A 23,335-nucleotide genomic window follows, 5' to 3' on the forward strand; every position below is an offset into this window, starting at 1 on the left:
TGACTTTTGTGTGAGTAGGACACCCAACATGCAACAAAAAGAACAACTTTCTTTAGATTTAATAGAAGCACAATATGCCCTTAAAAAAGCCCGTGGCACAGATACAGGGAAAAGTTTACTGATTTTGGTGAGTGGTATTGAGCTTGCAGGCAAAGGGGAAGCAGTTAAACAGCTGAGAGAGTGGGTAGATCCACGTTATTTACGTGTAAAGGCAGACAGCCCACATTTACTGAGTACCGATCAGCCGTTTTGGCAAGATTACGCACGTTATATTCCGCGTGAAGGGCAAATTGTAGTGCTGTTTGGTAATTGGTACAGCGATTTACTTGCTACGGCAATGCATGTATCTAAACCATTTGATGAAACACTGTTTGATGCCTATGTACAAAACATGCGTGCGTTTGAAGAAGACTTAAAAAATAACAATGTAGATGTGGTGAAGTTTTGGTTTGATTTGCCGTGGAAAACTTTGCAAAAACGTATTAGCCATATTGATGCAGATGATATGCAATGGCATCGCTTACACGGTTTAGATTGGCGAGACCATAAACAATACGACAATATTCAACGTTTACGCCAACGTTTTACCCGTGATTGGGTATTAATTGATGGCGATGACAAAGAACACCGCGATGAGGTGTTTGCTCAAGAAATATTGGCAAAATTGAAGCATTTACCTGAGCATCAAAACCAAATGCTACAACCGTGGCAACAAATGGAAGTACCTGAAATACTTACTCAGTTTGAAACACCTGAAGACCCTGAAAACTACAAGAAAAAACTTAAAAAGCTGACAAAAAAAGTTGCGAACTTGTTACGTTACGATGATCGAAAAGTGGTTTTAGTATTTGAGGGAATGGATGCAGCAGGGAAGGGTGGGGCAATTAAACGTATTGTCAAAAAACTAGACCCACGAGAATATGATATTCATAGTATTGCTGCACCTGAAGAATATGAATTAAGACACCCCTACTTGTGGCGCTTTTGGACAAAACTTGGGCAGGATAAAATTAATATTTTTGACCGTTCTTGGTATGGACGTGTTTTGGTAGAACGTGTAGAAGGTTTTGCAAATGAACATGAGTGGCAACGTGCTTATCAAGAAATTAACCGATTTGAGAAGACTCTAACAGAGAGTAAAACCGTGGTAATTAAGTTTTGGCTTGCTATAGATCAAGACGAACAATCCAAACGCTTTAAAGCGCGTGAAGAAACACCACACAAGCGTTTTAAAATTACGGCTGAAGATTGGCGTAACCGTGAAAAATGGGATGCCTATTTAAATGCAGCAGCTGATATGTTTACACAGACCAGCACAGAACAAGCGCCGTGGCATGTTATTGCCACAAACGATAAAAAACAGGCACGTTTGCAAGTTTTAGAAGCAATTGTAAAGCAGATGAAGAGTTAAAAAGGCATCTTAAAGATGCCCTTTTAACTTATGCCACTGTTTCGGCATTTTGTTTGTTTTGAATTTGTTTGGCTAATTTGTAGCAATCTTCTACATGTGCTTCGGCAATCTTTTTAAATACGATATAGCCTAATGTACCTGCTACAATTTGCCCACCAAGTGGAATAAATTTTGTTACTTGTTTGCTGAGCATACGCCCAATAAAACCATTGATAGACTGTTTAACGCCTGTACGTGCAACGGCTAAGCCCGAAAATTGAATGCCACGTTTGCGTAATTCTTCCCAATGAATTTGGCGTGTTTTTGGATCAAATACAGTGACATGTTCATCAGATAAACCAAAACGATGGTTTACATCGGGCAATAGTGCAGTGAGTACACCTACATCGACAACAACATCAAAAAAAGGAATGGGTACAATAGCTGCCCCTGCCGAAATATAGGCACGTTTTTTGGTCAATTCTAAACATTCACGACGTACTTGTTCTAAATTAATTTTTGGATCAATACGGTCGGGTGCATTTTCTATTTTCATAACAGTACCTTTTTTTTACATTTTAAGGGAGAAAATGAGGGAGATGCCCCCATATCTATTACATTACTCTAAAATGCCATATTTTTAACAAGATAAACATTACAATATGTTTTTCAAGGCGAGCTTAAAGGAAAATTTATGGGAATTCATGTTTGTCAAAGTCAATGTTTAGATATTTTATTACAAGCATTGCTAAAACAAATAGGACAACCCAAAACATCACCCTTAAGCGTGTTGGCAACACAACACTTTATTGTACCAAGTAAAGCAGTAGAGCAATGGCTGACGCAATCAATTGCTGAGCAACAGGGCATCAGTGCTAACCGGATTTATCATCAACGTATTCAATCATTTCAGTGGTACATTTATCAGCAAGTTTTAACCGATAAAGACCAAGTTCGCCAAGCTAATATTCCGCGTTTGGTAATGAAATGGCGAATTTTTGAAGCACTAAAACCCTTTATTACTGCTGAAAAAATAAACCTTGTAGCCACGCATCCGCTGTATGGTGTAATTAGCCGTGTTTATGACAGTGCCCTCAATTTAGATGAAGGTTTAGACAAACAGCTTAAAAAACAAAGCATGTTGTATTGGATTGCCGACCAAGTGTCACGCTTGTTTAGCCATTATATGCAGTATCGCGGGTACTGCTTAAAAGGACATGCCGACAACTGTAACTGCCCACAAAATTGGTTAAGTGCATGGGGCAAAGATCAAGCCATTGACGTTGAACGTTTTATGGCAAATAAAGATCAGTCGGTATCGTTATATGACTTAGAACAAGCCAAAGAATTAGAACAATGGCAACGTTGGTTGTGGCAACATATTTTTCATAATGATTTTTTGAATATCCAAAAGATTGATCATACTTTTTGGCAAACTCTTGAACATTCCGATACCCAAAAAACTGCTTTAAAAACGTTACCCAAACAGTTGGTGGTGTTTACTTTATTGGATTTACCGCCAAGCCAACTGCAATTTTTACGCCGTTTGGGGCAGTATATTGATGTGGTAATTTACCACTACAACCCATCGCAAGAATATTGGGCAGATAGTGTCGATCCAAATTGGAAAAAACGTTACGACTTAGAAGTAAAAGAGCGTTTTATCGAAAAAAATAAACAACGTGGCAAAGTGGTCGATGATGAAGCCATTGATCAGTTTTTTGAGCAATTTAATCATCGTTTTAATTCAGAAGCCCGTGAATCACGCCATCCGTTACTGACGCGTTTTGGTAAGCAAGCCCGTGACCATTTTTCCTTATTGGCAGGTTTTTCGTCGGGTGAAGAAGGCGAATGGTTTGATTTATTTTTAGATGATTTTCCTGACACATTATTAGGCAAAGTACAGTCCGATATTTTGTATTTGATGGAACCTGAACAGCATGCTTATCCACTGCAACAAGATGATCGTTCAATTCAGGTGCATGTGTGTCATTCGGCAATTCGGCAGTTAGAAGTTTTAAAAGATCAATTGTTGTATTGGTTATCGGAACAAAAAGGCAGAAAACTTGATGATATTTTGGTACTCACGCCCAATTTAAAGTCGTTAGAACCGTATATTCGGAGTGTGTTTGCACCACCACCTAGACAGCAAGGGCAAGCCCAAGAAAGTTATGTACCCATCAAAATTGGTGGTGTGCCACAGCTTGATGTGAGTAATGCGTGGCGTGCGGTGTTAGGGCGTATGGAGTTGCCACAAGGGCGGTTTAGCTTTGAAGAATTTGCCGATTGGTTAAGTTTGCTAACCACGCAACAATACTATGCTTTAGATGCTAATACCGTTGCTCGTGCTTTACATTTATTGCAAGATGCAGGCTTTAAACGTGGTTTAGATGAAGCACATCTTGTACGGTTTTTAAGTCAAGAAGATACCGATTTTAGATTTACATTTAAGTTTGCGTTAGACCGTTTGGCGTTAGGTATTGCAATACCTGAGCATCAACTGTTTGAAGAAAAACTCAGTTATACGCGTGTACGCCCTGATGATTTTGAGCTGATTGGTACGCTCATTCAAATTTACCAAGATTTAAACCATCGCCGTGATTGGCTGATTTGCCATGAACAAGGACAGCCGAAAAGTGTTGAATCTTGGTTAAAGATACTGCAAAAAGAAGTCGAACAGTTTAGACAACAAGGTGAAGAAAACTTAAAACCTGTGGCAGATATTTTGCAAAAGCATATTCGTATGCTGACGCTGTCTATTTATCACGATCATCAACAAGAAGAAAATGCATCTATTCCTTTAGATAATTTACAACTGCCATTGGTGTATGTACTAGCAGAAATTCAACAAGGCATAGATAGTCAACTTGAAAATGCCGAGCCAAGCGGACAAGTCACCTTTAGCCAAATTGGTAGTATTCGTCCATTGCCGTATAAGTTGGTAGTTTTGCTTAATTTAGATAGCGGAACTTTCCCAAACCGTAATACGCATATTCCATTTGATTTAATGCAAGCTTTACGTCCGTACTTGGGTGATCGTTCACGTTTAGACGATGACCAAGGGGCATTTTTAGATGCTTTGTTGCTTGCCAAAGAAAATTTTTGGTTATTTTATAATGGTTTTGATGTGAACGATGGTGAGATACGAGAGCCATCGAGTGTGTTGCGTGAACTTATGGCACATTTAGCCTTTATTGTGCAAACACCAGATGTTGATGAGGAGCTGATTGAAGTATCAAAAATTGAAATACCCAAACAGCTTGAAAGTCTGTACCACATTCATCCATTACAGCCTTTTGATGCGTTACATCCTACATTTCGTTACCAAGACCAATGGTTTAAAGTGGCACAGCAACTGCAATCTGCTAAAGGACAACGTGAGCCGTGGACACTTGAGCGGTATTTGGCAGAAAATGTGGATATTCAGGTGTTAAATAGTCAGCACTGGCTCAGTGATATGACTTTTCCTGCACAACTTTATTTAAAAACACTAGGCATAGAAAATGTAAAACCTGAGGAATTACCCGATACGCAAGAACCGATTGTGTTAGATGGATTGGCACGCTATGCGGTACGTGATTTTATGCAACAAAATGAACACGCCAATGCAGACTTGTTATTGGACCAGTTGCCTGTAGGTAAAGTAAGCCAAAGTGCGTGGCAAAGTACCGAAGCAGAGTATCAAGATTTATTGGATAAACTGCATGAATATACACCGCAACCGACACCAATCACACAATATACATGGCAGGTGACATCGCAGTTATTTTTACAGTTTCAAGCTCCCAAAAGCCGTACAACCATATGGGTGAGCTTGCAAGCCTCAAGTGCCAAAGGTGAACGCCGTGCTAAGGTGTGGTTAGAGTATTTACTATGGTTAAGACATATTGCAGGTACGGCAGAACATCAACGTATTGTGGTGTTTAGCGACCAAACCATTATTTGCAGTGGCGTAACAGGTGAGCAAGCTAAAATTTATTTAGATGAGTGGTTTAAGGCATGGCATTATGCTCGGCAAACGCCATTGGTTTTACCTGCCGATCTTGTTTTAAAAGTCAAAGATCAAAAACTTACCTTTTGGAAGCCCACAGGCGAGTGTGATATAGAAAAAATGCTCAAAGCATGGGAAAACACCAATACTTTTACTAGCTTTGATGTGCACCGAGATAAATCGTCGCAATACCATCGAGATTGGCAATTTTTATTACAAGAGCAAGATGCCACATTACTGCTTAAACAAGCATGTGAACAGTTTTTAATGCCCCTTTATGCCCCAATTTATGCCCATCAAACTGCGGAGAAAAATTAAGTGATATCCACCACACCCATTGCTGATATTGAGTTTGAGGGGCTACATTGGATTGAGGCTTCGGCAGGGTCGGGCAAGACATTTACTTTGTCTGCACTGATGGTACGTATTTTTTTAGAAAAATATATGCCGAGGCAAGTGGTTGCGACGACGTTTACTCGTAAAGCTGCTGCAGAACTTAAACTGAGAATACGCAAACGTGTGAACGAAATGCGCCGTTTTTTTGATATAAGGCGGAGTCAAACAGTTGAACAAAATTTACAACAAGCAAAACAGCTCAGCGATGAGCTGGAAAGTTTACTGTTGCATAGATTTGCCGATCAAACAGGTTATGCCTCGGAACGATTACGGTTAGCATCAGAGCAATTAGATGAATTGTTTGTAGGCACGTTAGACAGTTTTAGTCAAAAACTACTGCGAGAGTTTGCCTTTGAAAGTGGTAAAATAGAACCTGCCAATTTAACAGAAGATGTCAAGTCATATACACATCAAATTATTCATGATGTATTGCGTGAATGGTTGCAAGCACAATCGCAAACACAAGTCGATTGGTTGTATCGTAGTGGCATGATTGGTTCTGTAGAGACTTACAGTAAATTGGTGTCTGACGCGTTAAATTTTAGTACAGCCAAACTAGAAACACCCATTAAACCTGATTTAGATTTTACTCAATTTAAACGAGCACTTGAGCAGTTGGCAAGTGTGCAAAATCAAATCACAGACTTAGCACCGTATACGCAAGGTGACTATTTTAAGTTTGTAAACAAAAAAGCATTTCCTAAAGAGAAATTTGCCACTATTTTTGCTGAGTCTATTCCAAGTTTAATTGCTCAATTTCAGTTAAAAGGTGCAGAAGTTTTTTTTAAAGAAGGTATATGGCAAGGGGTAGAAACATTATTTTTAGACAGCAAAGGCGAACGCAGAAAAAGTTTATTTAATAAATGTGATGATGCCATTGTTGATGCTTTTCATCAACACCCTGTGGTACAAGTTGTTGATTGTCTAATTGAGCAAAAACAAAAGCTGAGTAGCCAACTCAAAGGTACACAAAATTATTTAAAATTTTATTTATGCCAAGAAGTTAAAAAACGTTTACCACAACTGTTACAACAAAAAAGTGAAACCACGTTTTCGCAACAAATCCGAACCCTAGCAGATGCGTTAAAAGATGAGCAAGGGCAAAAATTTGCCGAATTTGTGCAAAAGCAGTACCCACTTATTTTGGTGGATGAGTTCCAAGACACCAACCAAGACCAAGACGATATGCTTGCGAGTATTTGGCGCAATCCTAAACGCTATATGCAAGGTTGTATGATTATGGTGGGCGACCGTAAACAAGCGATTTATGGTTTTAGAGGCGGTGACATGCTTACCTTCTTAAAAGCGCATCAAGATGTCACGCTTAAAAAAGGTAAATTTTATAACCTTATTCATAATTATCGTACAGTAACGCCGTTGGTCGAGGTGGTCGATTTACTCTTTAGACAACAACCTAACTTTGGTGAAGATGTTGAGTATTTACCCGTACAAGCAGGGCAAAAACCGCATCCTGCTTTGATTGAAGATGGCGTAGAAAATCTCACTCCATTACGTTGGTACAAAACAGCAGAAGAGCATCAGCAAGTGGCATGGCAAATTTGTCATCTATTACAAAAAGCACAACAAAACCGTTTGATGGTGGGTACATCACCCATTATTGAAAATGATATTGCGGTACTGTCTAAAAATCATGTTGGTTTAGATAAAGTGCAATATTATTTAGAGCGTTTAGGTATTCGGGTGAATCGTCCTGCTAAACGCAGTGTGTTTGATAGTACGATTGCCCAGGATGTTGCCGCAGTTTTAACCGCAATCATGCATCCATTTGATGAAGCCAAAATCAAGCGGGCTTTACTCAGCCGTATGTTAGGTTTTAATCTAGCAAAATTACAAGATTTAGAAAAACAAGCCGATGGACTGAGCAAGTACATTACTATTTTTGATGAAGTACGTGAAATGTGGTTTGAACGTAACTTCTTAAGCGCATGGCAATATTGTTTAAAGTGCTTTGATGTATGGCAAACTGCAGTGGCAAGTAAAAGCCGAGACAACGAGCGCACAGTGGTTAATTTACGCCATCTGACAGAGTTATTAAGTCAACATAGTACGCATTACCAAGGACCACAGAATTTATACCAGTGGTATTTCAAACAGCTTGCTTCACCAAGTGAGCGCGAGTGGGAATTAGAGCGTAAATTGTCTGATGAAGCAGGCGTACAGTTGATGACGATTCATCAATCGAAAGGTTTAGAGTTTAAAATTGTGTTTTTATTAGGTGCAGATGCTTCATTTAAAGAACAAGAAAAAACCCTGAACTTTTCAAGTGTAATAAATGAACAGCAACAGCATGAACGAATTTTAGAAATTAATGACAAAGAAAATTTAAAAGAAGAAGCCTTAAAACAACACCAAGAACGTGCAGAGGCAGAACAGCATCGACTTTGGTATGTGGCACTTACCCGTGCAAGCCACCGTGTATATGCCATGTTAAGTGAAAAATTTGCAAGCTCTACCACAGGTTTAGCCTTTTGGTTAAATGCTCAAGGCAATTTTAGCCATGTGGCAAGCAGTGATGAATTAGAGGTTCAACAGCCTTTAATGTATCAAACTCAACAGCAACAAATAGTTGTTTTAGATGCACTTGCTTTACCAAATCAGCGATTTTATCCAAGATTAAAAACAAGTTTTACAGCACTCGCTCAGCACTTAAATCGTCGTCAGGCATTAGATTTATTAGCAGAGCAACAGCAACATACCGAGCTAACAGACGATGAAACCGATATACCTGTTTTAACACCGACATCAATAGGTGAAAAAATTACGTGGATTGCACAACATTTCCCAATGGGCAAACAAGCAGGTAATTTTTTACACGAAATTTTTGAGCATCTTGATTTTAAAGATACTACAGGGTGGGATTTAGAAATTACACGCCGTTTTAAAAATGACTATGCAAATTTACAACAACAAATTTTAGAGCAGTATACCCAAGCGCCTAATTTAATTGCCGATGTAAAAGCATGGTTGTTTGATGTGCTCAATACGCCATTACACGATGACTTTAGTTTAAGCCAACTCCAGCAAGATCATTATTTATCAGAATTTCCTTTTTATTTGGCAATGACTGATAAGGTATTTGCGGTACAACGGATCCATCAACTTTTACAAGAGTACGATATTCATATTCCTGAATTATACCGTGCAGAATCGGCACGCTTTTTAACGGGTGCAATTGATTTGGTATATGAGTATGAAGGTGCTTTTTATATTGCCGATTATAAAAGTAATTTTTTAGGTGACTTGCAAGTGCATTATCAAGAAACGGCACTTCAAGACAATATGACCACAAGTAGTTATTGGTTACAAGCAAGTTTGTATTTGGTGGCATTACATCGTTATTTAAAACAACAGCTTGCCAACTACGATATTGATACACATTTAGGCGGTGCAACGTATTTATATCTACGTGGTATGAATGGACAACCCGAACAAGGGGTGTGCCATTGGCGACCTGAAAGCGAATTTATTTTAAGATTAGATGCAATTTTAGGTTATATGTAAGTGGTTGTTTTTACATCAACTGTGGAAAAAGATGGGTATAACTGTGTTGATAGGACTGTGAATAAACTTGAGGATAGTGTTGTGGAAAATGCGTTAGTACAAGAAAACATTCAAGAAAATGGATGGGAAAATCTGTGGGTAGAATATTTAACGCAATCGGTTGTTTTTTCAACAGAAAATGAAAAGCAACACGCACAACAACTCATACTTACTCTGTTAAATGCCATACAAAATGGTGACAGTTGCTTACCTGTGACGAGTACACAGGCACAAGGGCTGCGCAGTTTAGTGGCTTTTGCAGAAAAAAACCACCTTGCACCCTTTGTTTTTGAAGATAATTTACTTTATTTGTATAGATATTATGCGCTAGAGCAACGGCTTGCTCTGCAAGTGAACCGTTTAACTCAACAAATACCCAAAAGTGTGGATTCAGCTGCGTATCAAACACTTTTAAAAGATGAATTCCAACGCCAAGCCTTAAATATGGTATGTGAGCAGGGACTTAATATTATTACAGGCGGACCTGGTACGGGTAAAACCTATACACTCGCAAGAATTATTGCTGCCTTACACCATGCACAACCTAATCTTAAAATTGCCATGGCAGCACCCACAGGTAAAGCTGCACAGCGAATGCAGGAAGCTTTACAAGCTGCTTTTTCAGACGCTACTTTAAAAGAATACGTGACACCCACGTTACAGATGCTTACGCCGATGACACTGCATCGCTTGTTGGGGATGGGGCATCAGGGTGTGGCAAAATTTAATTTAAAACAACCCTTGCCGTACGATATTGTGGTGGTTGATGAAGCCTCAATGCTTGATCTAAATTTAGCGACTTTATTGTTTGAAGCATTGCCTGATAACGCACGACTTATTTTGCTTGGCGATGCAAATCAGTTGGCATCGGTAGATGTTGGGGCTGTTTTGGCAGATTTGCAGGCTGTATTGCAAGCTCATCATGTGAATTTAAAACATAGCCGCCGTTTTAGTGATGATGCACAAATTGGAGGTATGGCAAAATTTATTCAACAAGCAGATCATCAAACACAACTCAAAGAATTTGAACAACACGTGGTACAGCCTACTGAGCTACAACCGATTGTTTTAGAATCTGTAGAAAAAGACGCTGTACAGCTTGAATATTTGCCACAGCATATCAAACAAGCCGAGCTTTATTTACAAAAATTATGGTACGGATTTAAGACATATAGCCAAGCTATTCTAGGATATTTAAAACAAGAGCATGGCTATGAAGAGGTACTCAAAGCATTTGATGATTACCGTATATTGACTGCCATGCGCTATGGCATGTTTGGTATTCAACAGCTTAATCGCTATATGGAACAACAGTTGCTACAAGAAACGGTGTTATATAGTCAAAAAGCGGGTGATTGGTATGTTGGGCGTCCAGTGATAATGACCGAAAACGACTACCAAATTGGCTTATCTAACGGTGACATAGGCATTTGTTTTTGGCATAGAACTGAACCACAGCAGTACGAGGTTTATTTTCCAAGTCTAGATAAGTGGATGCATGCAACACGTTTACCACGCCATATTCAAACTGCATTTGCACTCACTATTCATAAATCGCAAGGGTCAGAATTTACACATACCGCAGTGGTACTAGATAATCAAGCGCAACAACTGTTGAGTCAAGAGCTCCTCTATACAGCCATTACCCGTGCCAAAAAGGTCGTAAGTTTGTTGGTTCATCCTCAAGCACTGCAATGCGCATTAAGTATAAAAACCAAACGTAAGAGCGGATTGATTAGAAAAATTAAAGGTAAACAGGTCTGTAGCAATTTAAATACAAAGATGTAAGCAATTGCTTACATAAGATCAAGACATTAACGCATAGTAGGGCAAATCTTTTTTTGAGAAGATACTTACATCAAATAAGCTTAGTCAGGAAGACGAAAGCAACAAAGTCGCGCTAACGATAATAATAATGTCTGAAGGGCAGCGAACTTACAAAGATGTAAGTAACAGAGAAGAAATTTACAGCCGCTAAGCCTTGTAGTTTTGGGAGAGACTACAGGGCTTTTTTATTTTAACTGTAAATAGTAGAACTACTGTTCCAAAATATCCAATCCAGTAGATAAAAAATTTAAAGATTAAATCTTGGTCAAAATAAATTAATTGATAGGGAAATTTTTTAAGTTACTTAAAAAATAAATACTTATCTCATCTTATTAAAATGTGAATAAAATATGTACGAAAATGCTCACATAGATAGAGGTCAATTGCTCTATTTTAAATAAAGCAATCAGGGCAATATAACTTTCGCAGGACAGAACAAAAAAAGTAAAAATAATAGCGAAGCGAGTCGCTGGTATAAATCAAAGAATAATAATATAGCGCATGAAAGCCCAAAGAAATTTGGGCTTTTTTTATTGGGTAATTTTTGCAATTTCACCATTTTTCACTTAATATAACCATTGCTGTAGTGATGCACGGCAGTCAATTTTTATAAATTGATTTATATCAGATTCATTAATTTTATAAGCATCTCGGAGAAATCGAATGGCTTTAACTAACCAAGACCGCGCTGACATCATCGCTAAATTTGCTCGTGCAGAAAACGACACTGGTTCTCCAGAAGTACAGGTTGCTTTATTGTCTGCTCAAATCAATGATTTACAGTCACACTTTAAAGCTCATAAACACGACCACCATAGCCGTCGCGGTTTAATCCGTATGGTTAACCAACGTCGTAAATTACTTGACTACTTAAATGGTAAAGACCATGGTCGTTATGTAGCGTTAATTGGTGCTTTAGGTTTACGTCGTTAATTCGATTTAACCGCATGTTTTCGGCATTGCTGAAAATAAAGCAGGGCTTAGTGTATTGCTAAGTCATCTAGAAGGGGCGAATGTTCGCTCCTTCTTTGTGTGTAAACTCTAGTGAGCTTGGGCTTCTAAGCTTTGCCATTTACATGTGTGAATGCAAACCTTAGGGGTCGCCACTAGAATAAAAGATAGGAAAAATAATATGTCGATGTTTAATATCGTTCGTAAAGAATTTCAATTTGGTCAACAGCAAGTTGTTTTAGAAACAGGTCGTGTTGCACGTCAAGCAAACTCTGTTTTAGTGACAATGGGTGGTGTGTCTGTACTCGTGGCTGTGGTTGCTCAACCAACAGCGAAATCAGGTCAAGACTTTTTCCCACTAACTGTAAACTACCAAGAAAAACAATATGCAGCAGGTCGTATTCCAGGTGGTTACGGTAAGCGTGAAGGTCGTGCATCTGAAGCAGAAACACTAATTTCTCGTTTAATTGACCGTCCAATTCGTCCGTTATTTCCAGAAGGTTACTATAACGAAGTACAAGTAACAGCAAGCGTTATCTCTTCTGATAAAACAATGGATGCAGATATTGCTGCAATGCTAGGTACATCTGCTGCACTTGCAATTTCAGATACGCCATTTAATGGTCCTATTGGTGCTGCACGTGTTGGTTTAATTAACGGTGAATACGTTCTTAACCCAAATCATGAGCAAATTGCACAGTCAGACCTAGACTTAGTGGTTGCAGGTACAGAAACAGCTGTATTGATGGTTGAGTCTGAAGCAAAAGAGCTTTCAGAAGACCAAATGTTAGGTGCTGTATTGTATGGTCACGACGAAATGCAAGTGGCGATTCAAGCAATCAACGAATTTGCTGCAGCAGTTGGCGTACAACGTAGTGAATGGTCTGCGCCAACACACAACGAAGAGTTACGTGCAAAATTAAAAGAAGCATTTGAAGCAAAAATTTCTGAAGCATACACAATTGCGGTTAAACAAGATCGTTATGCAGCATTAGGTGCTTTATATGATGAAGCTGTAGCGCAGTTTGTACCTGAAGAAGACGAAGCAGGTATTGCAGACGAAGTTAACTACTTATTTGACGATTTAAAATACCGTACTGTACGTGACAACATTTTGTCTGGTAAGCCACGTATCGATGGTCGTGATACTAAAACTGTACGTGCGTTAGACGTTCAAGTGGGTGTTTTAGAGCGTACACACGGTTCTGCATTATTTACGCGTGGTGAAACTCAGGCGTTAGTAACAACGACTTTGGGTAACACGCGTGATGCGTTAATGGTAGATACATTAGCGGGTACAAAAACTGACAACTTCATGTTGCACTACAACTTCCCTGCATACTCTGTAGGTGAGACAGGTCGTGAGTCTGGTCCTAAGCGTCGTGAAATTGGTCATGGTCGTTTGGCACGCCGTGGTGTACAAGCTGTACTTCCACCAATCGACCGTTTCCCATATGTAATCCGTATTGTGTCTGATATTACAGAGTCAAACGGTTCTTCTTCTATGGCATCAGTATGTGGTGCATCACTTTCTCTTATGGACGCAGGTGTACCATTAAAAGCACCAGTTGCAGGTATTGCAATGGGTCTAGTAAAAGAAGGCGAGCGTTTTGCTGTATTGTCTGACATCTTAGGTGATGAAGATCATTTAGGTGATATGGACTTTAAAGTAGCAGGTTCTGCAAACGGTATTACTGCACTTCAAATGGATATCAAAATTGAAGGCATCACTGAAGAAATCATGGAAGTGGCATTAAACCAAGCGTTTGCTGGTCGTATGCATATTTTAAATGAAATGAACAAAGTGATTTCTCGTGCGCGTCCAGAAATTAATGCACATGCACCAACGTTTGAAGTAATCAGCATTAATCCTGATAAAATCCGTGATGTAATTGGTAAAGGTGGTGCAACCATCCGTCAAATTACAGAAGAAACAAAAGCAGCGATTGATATTGAAGACAACGGTACAGTACGTGTATTTGGTGAGTCTAAAGCAGCAGCGAAAGCAGCAATTGCAAAAATCCAAGCGTTAACAGCAGAAATTGAACCAGGTAAAATTTACGTGGGTAAAGTAATCCGTATTGTTGAATTTGGTGCATTTGTAAACATTATGCCAGGTACTGATGGTTTACTTCACATTTCTCAAATTTCGAACGAGCGTATTGCCAACGTTGCAGACGTTTTAACGGAAGGTCAAGAAGTGAAAGTACAAGTACAAGACGTCGATAACCGTGGTCGTATTAAATTGAGCATGAAAGACGTTGCACAGCAAGAAGAAGCGTCAGCAGCAGTTGCACCAGCAGCTGAATAATTGTTGATTTAAAGAAAAGCTCGCTTTATGCGGGCTTTTTTGTGGCATCATAAAAATAAAGACAAATTGATGATGGGTTATGCAAGTTTACTATTTTTACCGCCACGCTCAAGAAAACCATATTTTTGTAACGACCGAAGAAAACACGACACATCATCTTTTATTTTTATGGGTAGATAGTCTAAGAGAGGATGTCATTGGACACAGCGACCAATGGCAAGAAAAAATAAAACAACTGACTAATATTTCAATTAATGAATTTCATATTTTAGATATTTTAAATTTAGAGCACCCTTGTGCATTTGATGCCATGGAGAATTATGACAGCTTGATTTTTCGTAAGCTGATTACGCCAGAAGATCATATTAATTTAGAAACAGAAAAAAGCTTAGAACAACATAACAGTGAATTTGGTTTAGTGACTACCCCTGTTAATTTTATTATTGCACCACATGCGTTAATTACGGTAAGTGAACGGGGTAATAAATCAGTTGAGATGTATTTAGAACGCTTGGAAGGCACACTTAAGAAGCCAACCAAAGAACAAAACCGTATGCGTAAATTGCCGAATACGCCCCTCAATTTAACGATGCGTCTTTTAAACAATATTATTGATGATTATTTAGGGTTACGTGTGCCATTAACACGCCGTGTAGAATATTGGCAAACCGAACTATTACAACGTAGTCATTCTTTTAAAAAATGGCAACCATTGTTACAAGAAAACATGGCATTTCAGCAAGTTGAAAATTTGTGTGAAGAACAAATTGAGGTACTTCAAGAACTCAGAGATGAGGTGGTAGAAGATTATCATCATTTAACAGATCAGAAAAAAACAGAATCTTTAGATTTAATTTTAGTGCGGTTAAACGATTTGGTGAGCCATATAGAACGTATCCAAAAACATACGTCACGTTTAAGAAGTTCTATTCAATCTGCGATAGATTTACATTTTTCTGCTATTTCAAACCAAACCAATGAAAATATGCGAATTTTAGCCATCATTACCGCAGTCTTTGCACCTTTAACTTTGCTTACAGGCATTTATGGTATGAACTTTGAGTTTATTCCTGGGCTGAAATCGCCACAAGGTTTTTGGATGATGTTAATTGCTATGCTTATTTGTACAGTATTACTCATTGTTTATTTTTATCGTCGTCATTTGGTAGGGCGTGGCAAAAAAAGTGTAATTGATATGTTGTCACAATCGCATCATCAGAAAAATATTAATATTTTCTCATTTGTGGATATGCAACCGATCAAAAAAGGCATGGAAAAAATAACAAATAGAAAAAATTAAAAAAGCCAAAGCAAGTGCTCTGGCTTCTTAAACTTAGTATTTCCAATCTACACGTAACATCGCATTAATAGGGTCGCCTAAGTAGTTATTACCACCTTCCATACGTGTTTTTTGATTTTGGTAGTAACGTTTGTTTGTGAGGTTATTACCAATCAAATTAACCGAAAGGTTTTGATTAATATCGTAACGGATATTGGCATTGAGTAGGGTATAACCCCCTTGATGGATATTGTATAAACTACTTGTATCTGATTGAGCAGATAATCCAACGCCTGCTGACCATTTTTCTAGCTCACCACCAAATTGGTATTGTGATGAGAGTCTAAACATATGTTCTGGCGTATGTTTGCTGAAGTTAGTTCCTGCTGGATAGCTTGTGCTTTCAGTTTCTAAATATTTACTTTTATTAAACGTATAGCCTGCAAAAAGTTCAAGTTGATCTGTCAATTTACCCGAAACTTCAGCTTCTACCCCACGGCTACGCACTTTTCCATCTGCAAAGTAAGATAATGTTGCTGTGTTATAAATTGCACGATTTTCTTGTTCTATTTGGAATAAAGCCAGGGATGTATTTAAACGGTTATTAAAGAATGCGGATTTTAAGCCAATTTCATCATTTTTACCCACGACAGGTGACAATACTTCACCTGCTGAATTTCTATTACTTTGAGGCTTAAAAATTTCTGTATGGCTTAAATAGGCACTTGTATTAGGTGTAATATCATAAGTTAAACCTGCATAAGGAATAAACTTATTCTTTTTGACGTCACTGGTCGCATATTCACCATCGTATGAGCCATTATAGATACGATAATACGTTGAACCTTTGTAATGATATTGTGTGTAACGACCACCCACCAGTAAATGAAAATCGTTGAGGAAGTTAAAACGTGTTCCTAAAGCCAGTGCAGTCTGTTCAATTTGTGTTTTATAGAATGTATTGTTATCTAAAAGGCTATCATTACTCCAATCTGGCTGACTAATCATATTTGGATTAAATGTCCACACATCATATGCTGTGGAATCTAAAACACGTCGCCATTCAGAGTTCTCATTCAATTTAGAATAATTTGCGATGACAAATAAATCGTGCGTGTTGCCAAATAAATTGTATTTACCATTTAAGTTAATTTTAGCTGTTATTTCTTTACCATCATTATCGTAATAATTTTTATTGTTGGTCGGAAGGCTTGAATTGCTATCGGTTAGTCCTGTATAACTTGTGGTAAGTTTGGAAAGCCCTGAAAATTTTGTGATTGACTTATTAAAGTTCGCATTTACTTTTCCAGAAATTTTCCAATCATCATTAAAATTATGTTCTAACTCAGTAAATACATTGTATTTTTCATACTCTATATTTGACCAACTTGCTCCTAAAAAAGTCGAGTTTGGCAAATGGCTATCTGCACCATTGGCAGCCATTGGAATACCGTAGTAGTCAGGTGTATCGTTGCTTTTTTCGTAAAGTGCCCCAATACGTAAAAGCGTGTTTGGATTTAAGTCGAAATCTAAAACACCATAAAGTAAGCGATCATCACTCGATACATTATTTTTAAATGAGTCTGATGAGCCACCTGCAGCCACCATGCGTCCACGAATAGTTTTATCTTGATTTAAACTACCTGAAACATCAGCCATTGAGCGTACATTATTCCAAGTACCTGCTTGTATATAACCTTGAGCTTGAAAATCTTCGGTTGGGTGTTTACGAATCACATTGATTGTGCCACCTGGTTCAGCATTACCTTGTGTTAAGCCTGATGCACCACGTAAAACCTCAACATGATCATAAATATCTAGGCTAGTAGAGCTACTAGAACTACGGTAAGGGTTAGAAGATGAACCAGGAACTGTACTGCTTAAACCATCTTCTTCAATTTGGTCAATATAAAAACCACGAGATTGAAAACGATAACGTCCTGAATCTTGAATAACATTGATGCCTGTTGTTTGCTTTAAAGCATCTGCCAGTGTTGTTGTGCCACGATTTTTAAGTTGTTGTTGCGTAATAACACTTACAGATTGAGGTGTTTCTTTGGCACTTAAGTCTAAGCCTGTGGTAGTACGCATGCTTGAAGTGGTATAACTTTTACTCTTTTCAGTTTGATAGGGTAAAGAGGTTTGACCTTTAACGACAATCGTCTCTAGAGGTTGAGCAACATCCATAGCGTCATTAGCATAAGCCCATGAGCAGATAAGGAGACTTAAAGAAAGTGTTGTAAGACGAGTGGAAAGTTTTGCAGACAACATAGATAATCGTGCACGTGAATAAGTGGAAGTAAGTCTTATTTTGTATCATTTGAGAAAGATTATCAATAACATTTTAATTATCAAAAGATACAAATTTGGTGTTGTTTTATACATTAAAGAAACAAGTTAAATCACAAATTTGTCATATGTTCGCGCTATACTGAATTACAAATAATAAAAGTAGAGGTGTGAATGACAGTAAAACTCATCGCTGTTGATATGGACGGCACTTTCTTAAATGAAGAAAAAAAATACAATAAACAACGCTTTTTACAACAATACCAACAGTTAAAAGAACGTGGTATTCATTTTGTTGTGGCAAGTGGTAATCAGTTGTATACCCTTAAAAACTATTTTCCCGAGATTGCCAACGAAATTAGTTATGTGGCAGAAAATGGCGCATTTGTAATGAGTGGCACAGAGGAAATCCATTTTTCTCATTTTTCGCAAAAAATTAAAGAACAGCTTTTGACTGATTTAATAACACAGTATGAACAAGCCACGATTGTGTGTGGTAAAAAAGGTGCATATATCAGCCAAAAAGTTCCTCAAAGTGATATGCCTAAGCTTAATAAATATTTTAAGCGCCTCACCAGTGTAGAAAACTTACTAAATATTGATGATGAGATTTGCAAAGTGACCATCAATACGCAACATTTTGATTTTGACACATTGCAAAATGCCCTTAAAAAGAAAACCTATATTGAACAACAACAAGTGAAAATGGTATCGAGTGGATTTGGGTTTATTGATCTAATTGTGCCAAAAAAACATAAAGCCTATGGGTTAGCGTTTTTACAAAAACAATGGCAAGTTGCAGATCACGAAATTTTAGCAATTGGTGATAATAATAATGATATTGAAATGGTTGAGAAAGCAGGTTATGGCATTGCAATGAAAAATGCAGTTGATGAACTCAAAGATGTTGCAAGTTATGTGGTAAGAAGCAATGAGGAAGAAGGCGTACTCAATGTACTCGATTGTGTATTACATGCACAAAATACAGAAGATTTAATCCATCAATTGGCTAAACAAGAGTAATGCATGGCTTTTATATTTTCTTATGGCACACTGCAAAATCCTCAAGTACAGCAACAGCTTTTAAATAGAACTTTATGTGTTTCTAAAGATATTTTAGTGGGCTATGAGAAAAAATTAATCGAGATTAAGGATCCACTGGTCATTAAACAAAGTGGCGAGCCTTTTCATCCTATTTTGGTAAAAAATAATGCTTCTACCCAAGAAATTCATGGCTCTATTTTAGAAGTTACAGGGGCAGAGTTACTCAAAATAGATGATTATGAAGCTGAAAATTATGAACGTGTAAGGGTTGAGTTAAAATCGGGTAAAAAGGCATGGTTGTATCAACAAAAACCAAGTGAAAATTTTTGGAATGTAATTGATATATTCAATTTTTTAATCAATTTGGTTGGATTTCTAAAATAAAGAGTTTCAATATAATTTGCTTAAAACGGATGGTGTTTCTTTACCTTATTGCAGTATCAAAGATAATTTAACCGTAGAACCGTAGAACCGTAGAACCGTAGAACCGTAGAACCGTAGAACCGTAGAACCGTAGAACCGTAGAACCGTAGAACCGTAGAACCGTAGAACCGTAGAACCGTAGAACCGTAGAACCGTAGAGTTATTATTTTAAATTAATGATTATCTTTAAAAGAATGTCACTAACAAAATTAAAATGTTTTAAAAAAGGTACAGTATCGCTCTGTACCTACTTTATTTAATGAACAAATTTAACTTGGCGTCTGAGCTGTTGTACTTCATCAATTAAGTCAAGCATCATGGCAACAGCAGAAAAAGAGGCATCAAAATCACGCTGTAAACGATAGGCACGCCGTGCACGCGTTACATCATCGCTTAAGAAGGTATAAACCTGTTGAGAGCGTGTAGGTAAAATTTCATATTCGAGCAGTTGTAAAATCCAACTTTGAGTTTGCCCACATGCTTGTGCAAATTGGTCTAAACTTAGCTCATCATCTACAATTTCAGGATGCTGAGCACCCTGAGTGGTTATTTCACGGTAATGAATGGTTGTCATTTGGGACTCCTAATCACCCACGCGGGTTAAAGTGTTTAAAGTGTTGGGCAAGTTGTTCAAATGCGTGTTGATCTTGCTGATTCTGCACATCAGGTAAAACAATATTCAAAATTAAATACAGTTGTCCTGCGGTTTTTGCAGGAATTCCTTTGTCTTTTAAACGTAATTTTTGCCCTGTCTTTGCATTTTTAGGAAGGTTAATTTGCAAGAGACCGGCAGGGGTTTGTACTTGAATGGTTCTACCTAAAACGGCTTCCCATGGGCTAATATTTGTGGTTAAAAAGACATCTGTATCTTCAACCGTAACATCTGCTGTATTTTGATAATGCACTTCGATATATAAATCGCCGTTTTCACCACCGTTAATGCCAGCTTGTCCTTGTTTAGTCAAACGAATTTGTTGTCCTGCTTTTAAACCTTTGGGAATTTTAATCTCTAAAGTTTTGCGCTGAACTTCAGGTTCACCATAAGCATTGTAAGTTGGAATTTGTAGGGTGATGTGCTGTGTTGAGCCTTGATAAGCGACCTGAATAGGCACTTCAATAGAGGCATGTTGATCTTCGCCTTTATAAGCATGGGTTTGATGACGCGCACCACCAAAACCTGCACCAAACCGCCCAAAAAGGTCTTCAAAACCGCTAAAACCTTGCTGATCTTGACTATAATGCTGATGTTGCCCTTGAGGATGATCAAGTTGGTGATCATATTCTGCTTTTTTTTCAGTATGGCTTAGTGTGTCATAAGCCACATTAATTTCTTGCATTTTAGCTTCAGCATCGTTTTCCTTGCTTACATCGGGATGATACTTTCGAGCAAGTTTACGATACGCTTTTTTTATTTGTTCTGGTGTTGCGTCGCGGTCAACCCCAAGTGCTTCATAGTAATTTTTAGGCATAAGCATAGCGAGGAATACTAGGTATACCTACACCATACTTAGATTAAATATTAAGCAATAGTATGATTGTGTTGTATTCTTGTTGTTCTAAAAATAACCAAAATTATGGCTGATTTAAAATTCGATTTGCCGTTTCTTGCCCCGAAATATAAGCGCCATGAACAGTACCGGAATATTCAAAATTGGTATGTTCACCTGCAAAGTAAATTTTGTTTTGAATAGGAGCTGTCAGTGTATCTACCAGTGTTTTATTATATTGCGGTGTTGGAAAACTAAACGAACCATAGCTATATGGGTCGCTTCCCCAACGGGTAATTGTTATGTTTTTAGGTTTTAACGGTATATGCTTGAAGTTTTGATTTAATCCATCATGAATAAGAGCCCATACCTGCTCATTACTGGCATGATCTACCCATTGTGAATAAGGGCCACCAAATAAAAATAAATACATGGGTTTTTTATAAGGTTTAGACAGATCTAAAATATTAAACCATTGTCCTTTATATTGATAATAAATATCATTTTTTAAGTGTTTGGCAGGCAGAGCTAAAGGCTTATCTAATTCCACAAACACTTTATTAAATGAACCAAATCCAATATTTTGAATCGAATTTTGATATTCATTTGGTAATTCAGGCGTAAATTTAATTTTATGATGCTGAAGCACACCCAAAGGTACAGTAATAATTACTTTAGAAGCAGTATAGTGTTGGTTATTTTGATCGACGAGTTCAACGCCATCATTAAGTAACATTACTTGTTCAATTTGGGTATTTTTTTGAATTTTAATTCCTTTTCCAAGTACATCAATAATTTGATGATAGCCTTTAGGAAAAATAACCTCATCGCCAGGAAAATAGCCTTCAAAATCTGTATAGTGGGCAGAAAGTTGATTGAGAGATGTGGCGTAGGGATCTGTTGCTGTATAGCTATAGAAACTATAAACCAGTCTTTTAAGATCAGTTTCATTAAACGATTTATTTTTAAAAGAAGTATGTTCAAGTGCATTCTTTACAGCATCATCTGCATTGGTGTTGGGTGCAGCTTGGTTCAGTTTTTTTTCAATTTTTTCAATGGCATGTTCAAAGGTTTGTTGTTCTTTTTTATTAAAAGCTTGTCCATTATCATGGAAATAAGTTGACTCATCGTAATCATATACAACCGTTTTAATTTTATTTTGTTGCGCAATTTTCCAAATGGGGTTGCCACCCTCAATACCGTGAATCCAAGATGCGCCTAAATCTAATGTATGCTTTGGCATTGTTTGTGAATAAACCCGTCCTCCTATACGGTCACGCGCTTCTAAGACTAAAACTTCTTCGCCTGCTTTTTGTAGCGTTTGCGCTGCACTTAATCCTGCTGTACCTGCACCCACAATAATAATAGGCGGTTTTGCATAAAGTTGTGACATACATAAGCTCATGACAGCGATACACATAAGGCGTGTTTTGATAGGTTTGAACATAATGGTATCCTAATAAAAAAGAGCAAATAAATTGCTCTTTTTATATGATCTAAAATGCAATTAACTTAAATGCTCACCAAACAAACCGAGTGCTTGTTCGGCAGTAAAGCGATATTGTGCATTACAGAATTGGCAATCCATTGTAATTGGATTTTGAATTTCGAGAGTTTCTTTTACAGCATCCACACCAATTTGTACAAGCGCCGTTTCACATTTTTCGCGTGAACAGGTGCAGGCAAACTCAAGAGGTTCAGGTTCAGGTAAGCGAATGTCTTCTTCGTTATATAAACGATATAGAATTTCGTTGGCTTCTAAATCTGTAAGCTCTTCAGGTTTAAGCGTTTCGGTCAGCATTTTAAGACGTGGCCAAAGATCTTCATCTACAAAGTTTTGCTCTTCTTCGTTATTACGTGGTAATAACTGAATGAGTAAACCACCTGCGCGTTGTGGTGTACTTGCAAGGGTAATTTGCGTTGGAATTTGTGCAGATAAATCGTAATACTGCATTAAGCACTGTGCAAGCGTCGGCTTATCTAAAGGTACAATTCCTTGGTAACGCTCGCCAAATTCAGGCTCAATATTAATAAATAAAACAGGCTGAACTAATGTTGCAAATACAGTACTGCTGTTAGTGGCTTGCTCAAAACGTGGGTCGGCTTCAAAGTCTGCTAATCCACGAATTTGCCCTAAATGGTTGCACTCTGCCATTGCCCATTTAAATGAGCCTTGTGCCTGAATTTGTAAGCTAATACGTCCTTTTATTTTAAGGGTACTAGCAAGCAAAGCGGTTGCAGTCAGCATTTCACCCAATAGAACTTGAATAGCTTGGGGATAATCTTTTTGCGCTAAAATGGTCTGTAACGCATCTTCTACATGAACGACTTCACCACGAACAGGGCAGTCTTCAACATAAAAACGTTGGCGTAAGTTTGGCATATA

Annotated in this window: 15 protein-coding genes; 9 read left to right on the forward strand and 6 right to left on the reverse strand. The window is 37.8% G+C overall.

Annotated features, from left to right (window positions below):
* The first annotated feature begins 28 nt into the window (after positions 1 to 28).
* Positions 29 to 1,411 (forward strand): polyphosphate:AMP phosphotransferase, encoded by a 1,383-nt coding sequence (gene pap, locus PCI70_RS05950; protein WP_269914424.1) that lies wholly within the window; start codon positions 29 to 31, stop codon positions 1,409 to 1,411.
* 28 nt (positions 1,412 to 1,439) lie between these two features.
* Here the strand turns inward: pap and PCI70_RS05955 are convergent, their stop codons facing one another.
* Positions 1,440 to 1,946, reverse strand: a complete 507-nt coding sequence (locus PCI70_RS05955) for a hypothetical protein (RefSeq protein WP_269914425.1) — start codon at positions 1,944 to 1,946, stop codon at positions 1,440 to 1,442.
* A gap of 138 nt (positions 1,947 to 2,084) precedes the next feature.
* On the opposite strand from PCI70_RS05955, the gene PCI70_RS05960 reads away from it, so the two are divergent.
* The 6 genes from PCI70_RS05960 to PCI70_RS05985 all read left to right on the forward strand — a co-directional run bounded on the left by PCI70_RS05960 (position 2,085) and on the right by PCI70_RS05985 (position 15,727).
* Positions 2,085 to 5,699 (forward strand): exodeoxyribonuclease V subunit gamma, encoded by a 3,615-nt coding sequence (locus tag PCI70_RS05960; RefSeq protein ID WP_269914426.1) that lies wholly within the window; start codon positions 2,085 to 2,087, stop codon positions 5,697 to 5,699.
* Positions 5,700 to 9,299: a UvrD-helicase domain-containing protein gene (locus PCI70_RS05965; RefSeq protein WP_269914427.1), complete on the forward strand. Its 3,600-nt coding sequence runs from the start codon at positions 5,700 to 5,702 to the stop codon at positions 9,297 to 9,299.
* 57 nt (positions 9,300 to 9,356) lie between these two features.
* Positions 9,357 to 11,126: an exodeoxyribonuclease V subunit alpha gene (gene recD, locus PCI70_RS05970; RefSeq protein ID WP_269914428.1), complete on the forward strand. Its 1,770-nt coding sequence runs from the start codon at positions 9,357 to 9,359 to the stop codon at positions 11,124 to 11,126.
* 702 nt (positions 11,127 to 11,828) lie between these two features.
* Complete coding sequence (rpsO, locus tag PCI70_RS05975) at positions 11,829 to 12,098, forward strand: 30S ribosomal protein S15 (RefSeq protein ID WP_269914429.1); 270 nt, start codon at positions 11,829 to 11,831, stop codon at positions 12,096 to 12,098.
* A gap of 205 nt (positions 12,099 to 12,303) precedes the next feature.
* Complete coding sequence (pnp, locus tag PCI70_RS05980; protein WP_269914557.1) at positions 12,304 to 14,427, forward strand: polyribonucleotide nucleotidyltransferase; 2,124 nt, start codon at positions 12,304 to 12,306, stop codon at positions 14,425 to 14,427.
* A 79-nt stretch (positions 14,428 to 14,506) separates the two neighbouring features.
* The gene (locus tag PCI70_RS05985; RefSeq protein WP_269914430.1) at positions 14,507 to 15,727 is read left to right on the forward strand and encodes a magnesium transporter CorA family protein; all 1,221 of its coding nucleotides are present in this window, start codon (positions 14,507 to 14,509) and stop codon (positions 15,725 to 15,727) included.
* Between the two features lie 33 nt (positions 15,728 to 15,760).
* Here PCI70_RS05985 and PCI70_RS05990 read toward each other — a convergent pair whose 3' ends face one another.
* Positions 15,761 to 17,977, reverse strand: a complete 2,217-nt coding sequence (locus tag PCI70_RS05990; RefSeq protein WP_269914431.1) for a TonB-dependent siderophore receptor — start codon at positions 17,975 to 17,977, stop codon at positions 15,761 to 15,763.
* 192 nt (positions 17,978 to 18,169) lie between these two features.
* Between PCI70_RS05990 and PCI70_RS05995 the strand changes: the two genes are divergently transcribed.
* Positions 18,170 to 19,018, forward strand: coding sequence for a Cof-type HAD-IIB family hydrolase (locus PCI70_RS05995; protein ID WP_269914432.1), 849 nt, complete (start codon positions 18,170 to 18,172; stop codon positions 19,016 to 19,018).
* Positions 19,019 to 19,021: 3 nt separating this feature from the next.
* Positions 19,022 to 19,423: a gamma-glutamylcyclotransferase family protein gene (locus PCI70_RS06000; RefSeq protein ID WP_269914433.1), complete on the forward strand. Its 402-nt coding sequence runs from the start codon at positions 19,022 to 19,024 to the stop codon at positions 19,421 to 19,423.
* A 295-nt stretch (positions 19,424 to 19,718) separates the two neighbouring features.
* Here the strand turns inward: PCI70_RS06000 and PCI70_RS06005 are convergent, their stop codons facing one another.
* From PCI70_RS06005 to hslO, 4 genes are all read right to left on the reverse strand, one after another.
* Complete coding sequence (locus PCI70_RS06005) at positions 19,719 to 20,036, reverse strand: chaperone modulator CbpM (RefSeq protein WP_269914434.1); 318 nt, start codon at positions 20,034 to 20,036, stop codon at positions 19,719 to 19,721.
* A 13-nt stretch (positions 20,037 to 20,049) separates the two neighbouring features.
* Positions 20,050 to 20,931 (reverse strand): DnaJ C-terminal domain-containing protein, encoded by an 882-nt coding sequence (locus PCI70_RS06010; protein ID WP_269914435.1) that lies wholly within the window; start codon positions 20,929 to 20,931, stop codon positions 20,050 to 20,052.
* A gap of 103 nt (positions 20,932 to 21,034) precedes the next feature.
* On the reverse strand, positions 21,035 to 22,396 hold the full coding sequence (locus PCI70_RS06015; RefSeq protein WP_269914436.1) for a flavin monoamine oxidase family protein: 1,362 nt from the start codon (positions 22,394 to 22,396) through the stop codon (positions 21,035 to 21,037).
* Positions 22,397 to 22,456: 60 nt separating this feature from the next.
* Positions 22,457 to 23,332 carry an Hsp33 family molecular chaperone HslO gene (gene hslO / locus PCI70_RS06020; protein ID WP_269914437.1) on the reverse strand — a complete coding sequence of 292 codons (876 nt, stop codon included), beginning with the start codon at positions 23,330 to 23,332 and terminating at the stop codon, positions 22,457 to 22,459.
* Between the last annotated feature and the right edge of the window lie 3 nt (positions 23,333 to 23,335).

The sequence above is a fragment of the Acinetobacter sp. HY1485 genome (assembly GCF_027568475.1).
Lineage (GTDB): Bacteria > Pseudomonadota > Gammaproteobacteria > Pseudomonadales > Moraxellaceae > Acinetobacter.

Coding starts and splice junctions, on each gene's coding strand:
- pap (WP_269914424.1), top strand. CDS start 29: ATGCAACAAAAAGAACAACTTTCTTTAGATTTAATAGAAGCACAATAT.
- PCI70_RS05955 (WP_269914425.1), bottom strand. CDS start 1,946: ATGAAAATAGAAAATGCACCCGACCGTATTGATCCAAAAATTAATTTA.
- PCI70_RS05960 (WP_269914426.1), top strand. CDS start 2,085: ATGGGAATTCATGTTTGTCAAAGTCAATGTTTAGATATTTTATTACAA.
- rpsO (WP_269914429.1), top strand. CDS start 11,829: ATGGCTTTAACTAACCAAGACCGCGCTGACATCATCGCTAAATTTGCT.
- pnp (WP_269914557.1), top strand. CDS start 12,304: ATGTTTAATATCGTTCGTAAAGAATTTCAATTTGGTCAACAGCAAGTT.
- PCI70_RS05985 (WP_269914430.1), top strand. CDS start 14,507: ATGCAAGTTTACTATTTTTACCGCCACGCTCAAGAAAACCATATTTTT.
- PCI70_RS05990 (WP_269914431.1), bottom strand. CDS start 17,977: ATGTTGTCTGCAAAACTTTCCACTCGTCTTACAACACTTTCTTTAAGT.
- PCI70_RS05995 (WP_269914432.1), top strand. CDS start 18,170: ATGACAGTAAAACTCATCGCTGTTGATATGGACGGCACTTTCTTAAAT.
- PCI70_RS06000 (WP_269914433.1), top strand. CDS start 19,022: ATGGCTTTTATATTTTCTTATGGCACACTGCAAAATCCTCAAGTACAG.
- PCI70_RS06005 (WP_269914434.1), bottom strand. CDS start 20,036: ATGACAACCATTCATTACCGTGAAATAACCACTCAGGGTGCTCAGCAT.
- PCI70_RS06010 (WP_269914435.1), bottom strand. CDS start 20,931: ATGCCTAAAAATTACTATGAAGCACTTGGGGTTGACCGCGACGCAACA.
- PCI70_RS06015 (WP_269914436.1), bottom strand. CDS start 22,396: ATGTTCAAACCTATCAAAACACGCCTTATGTGTATCGCTGTCATGAGC.
- hslO (WP_269914437.1), bottom strand. CDS start 23,332: ATGCCAAACTTACGCCAACGTTTTTATGTTGAAGACTGCCCTGTTCGT.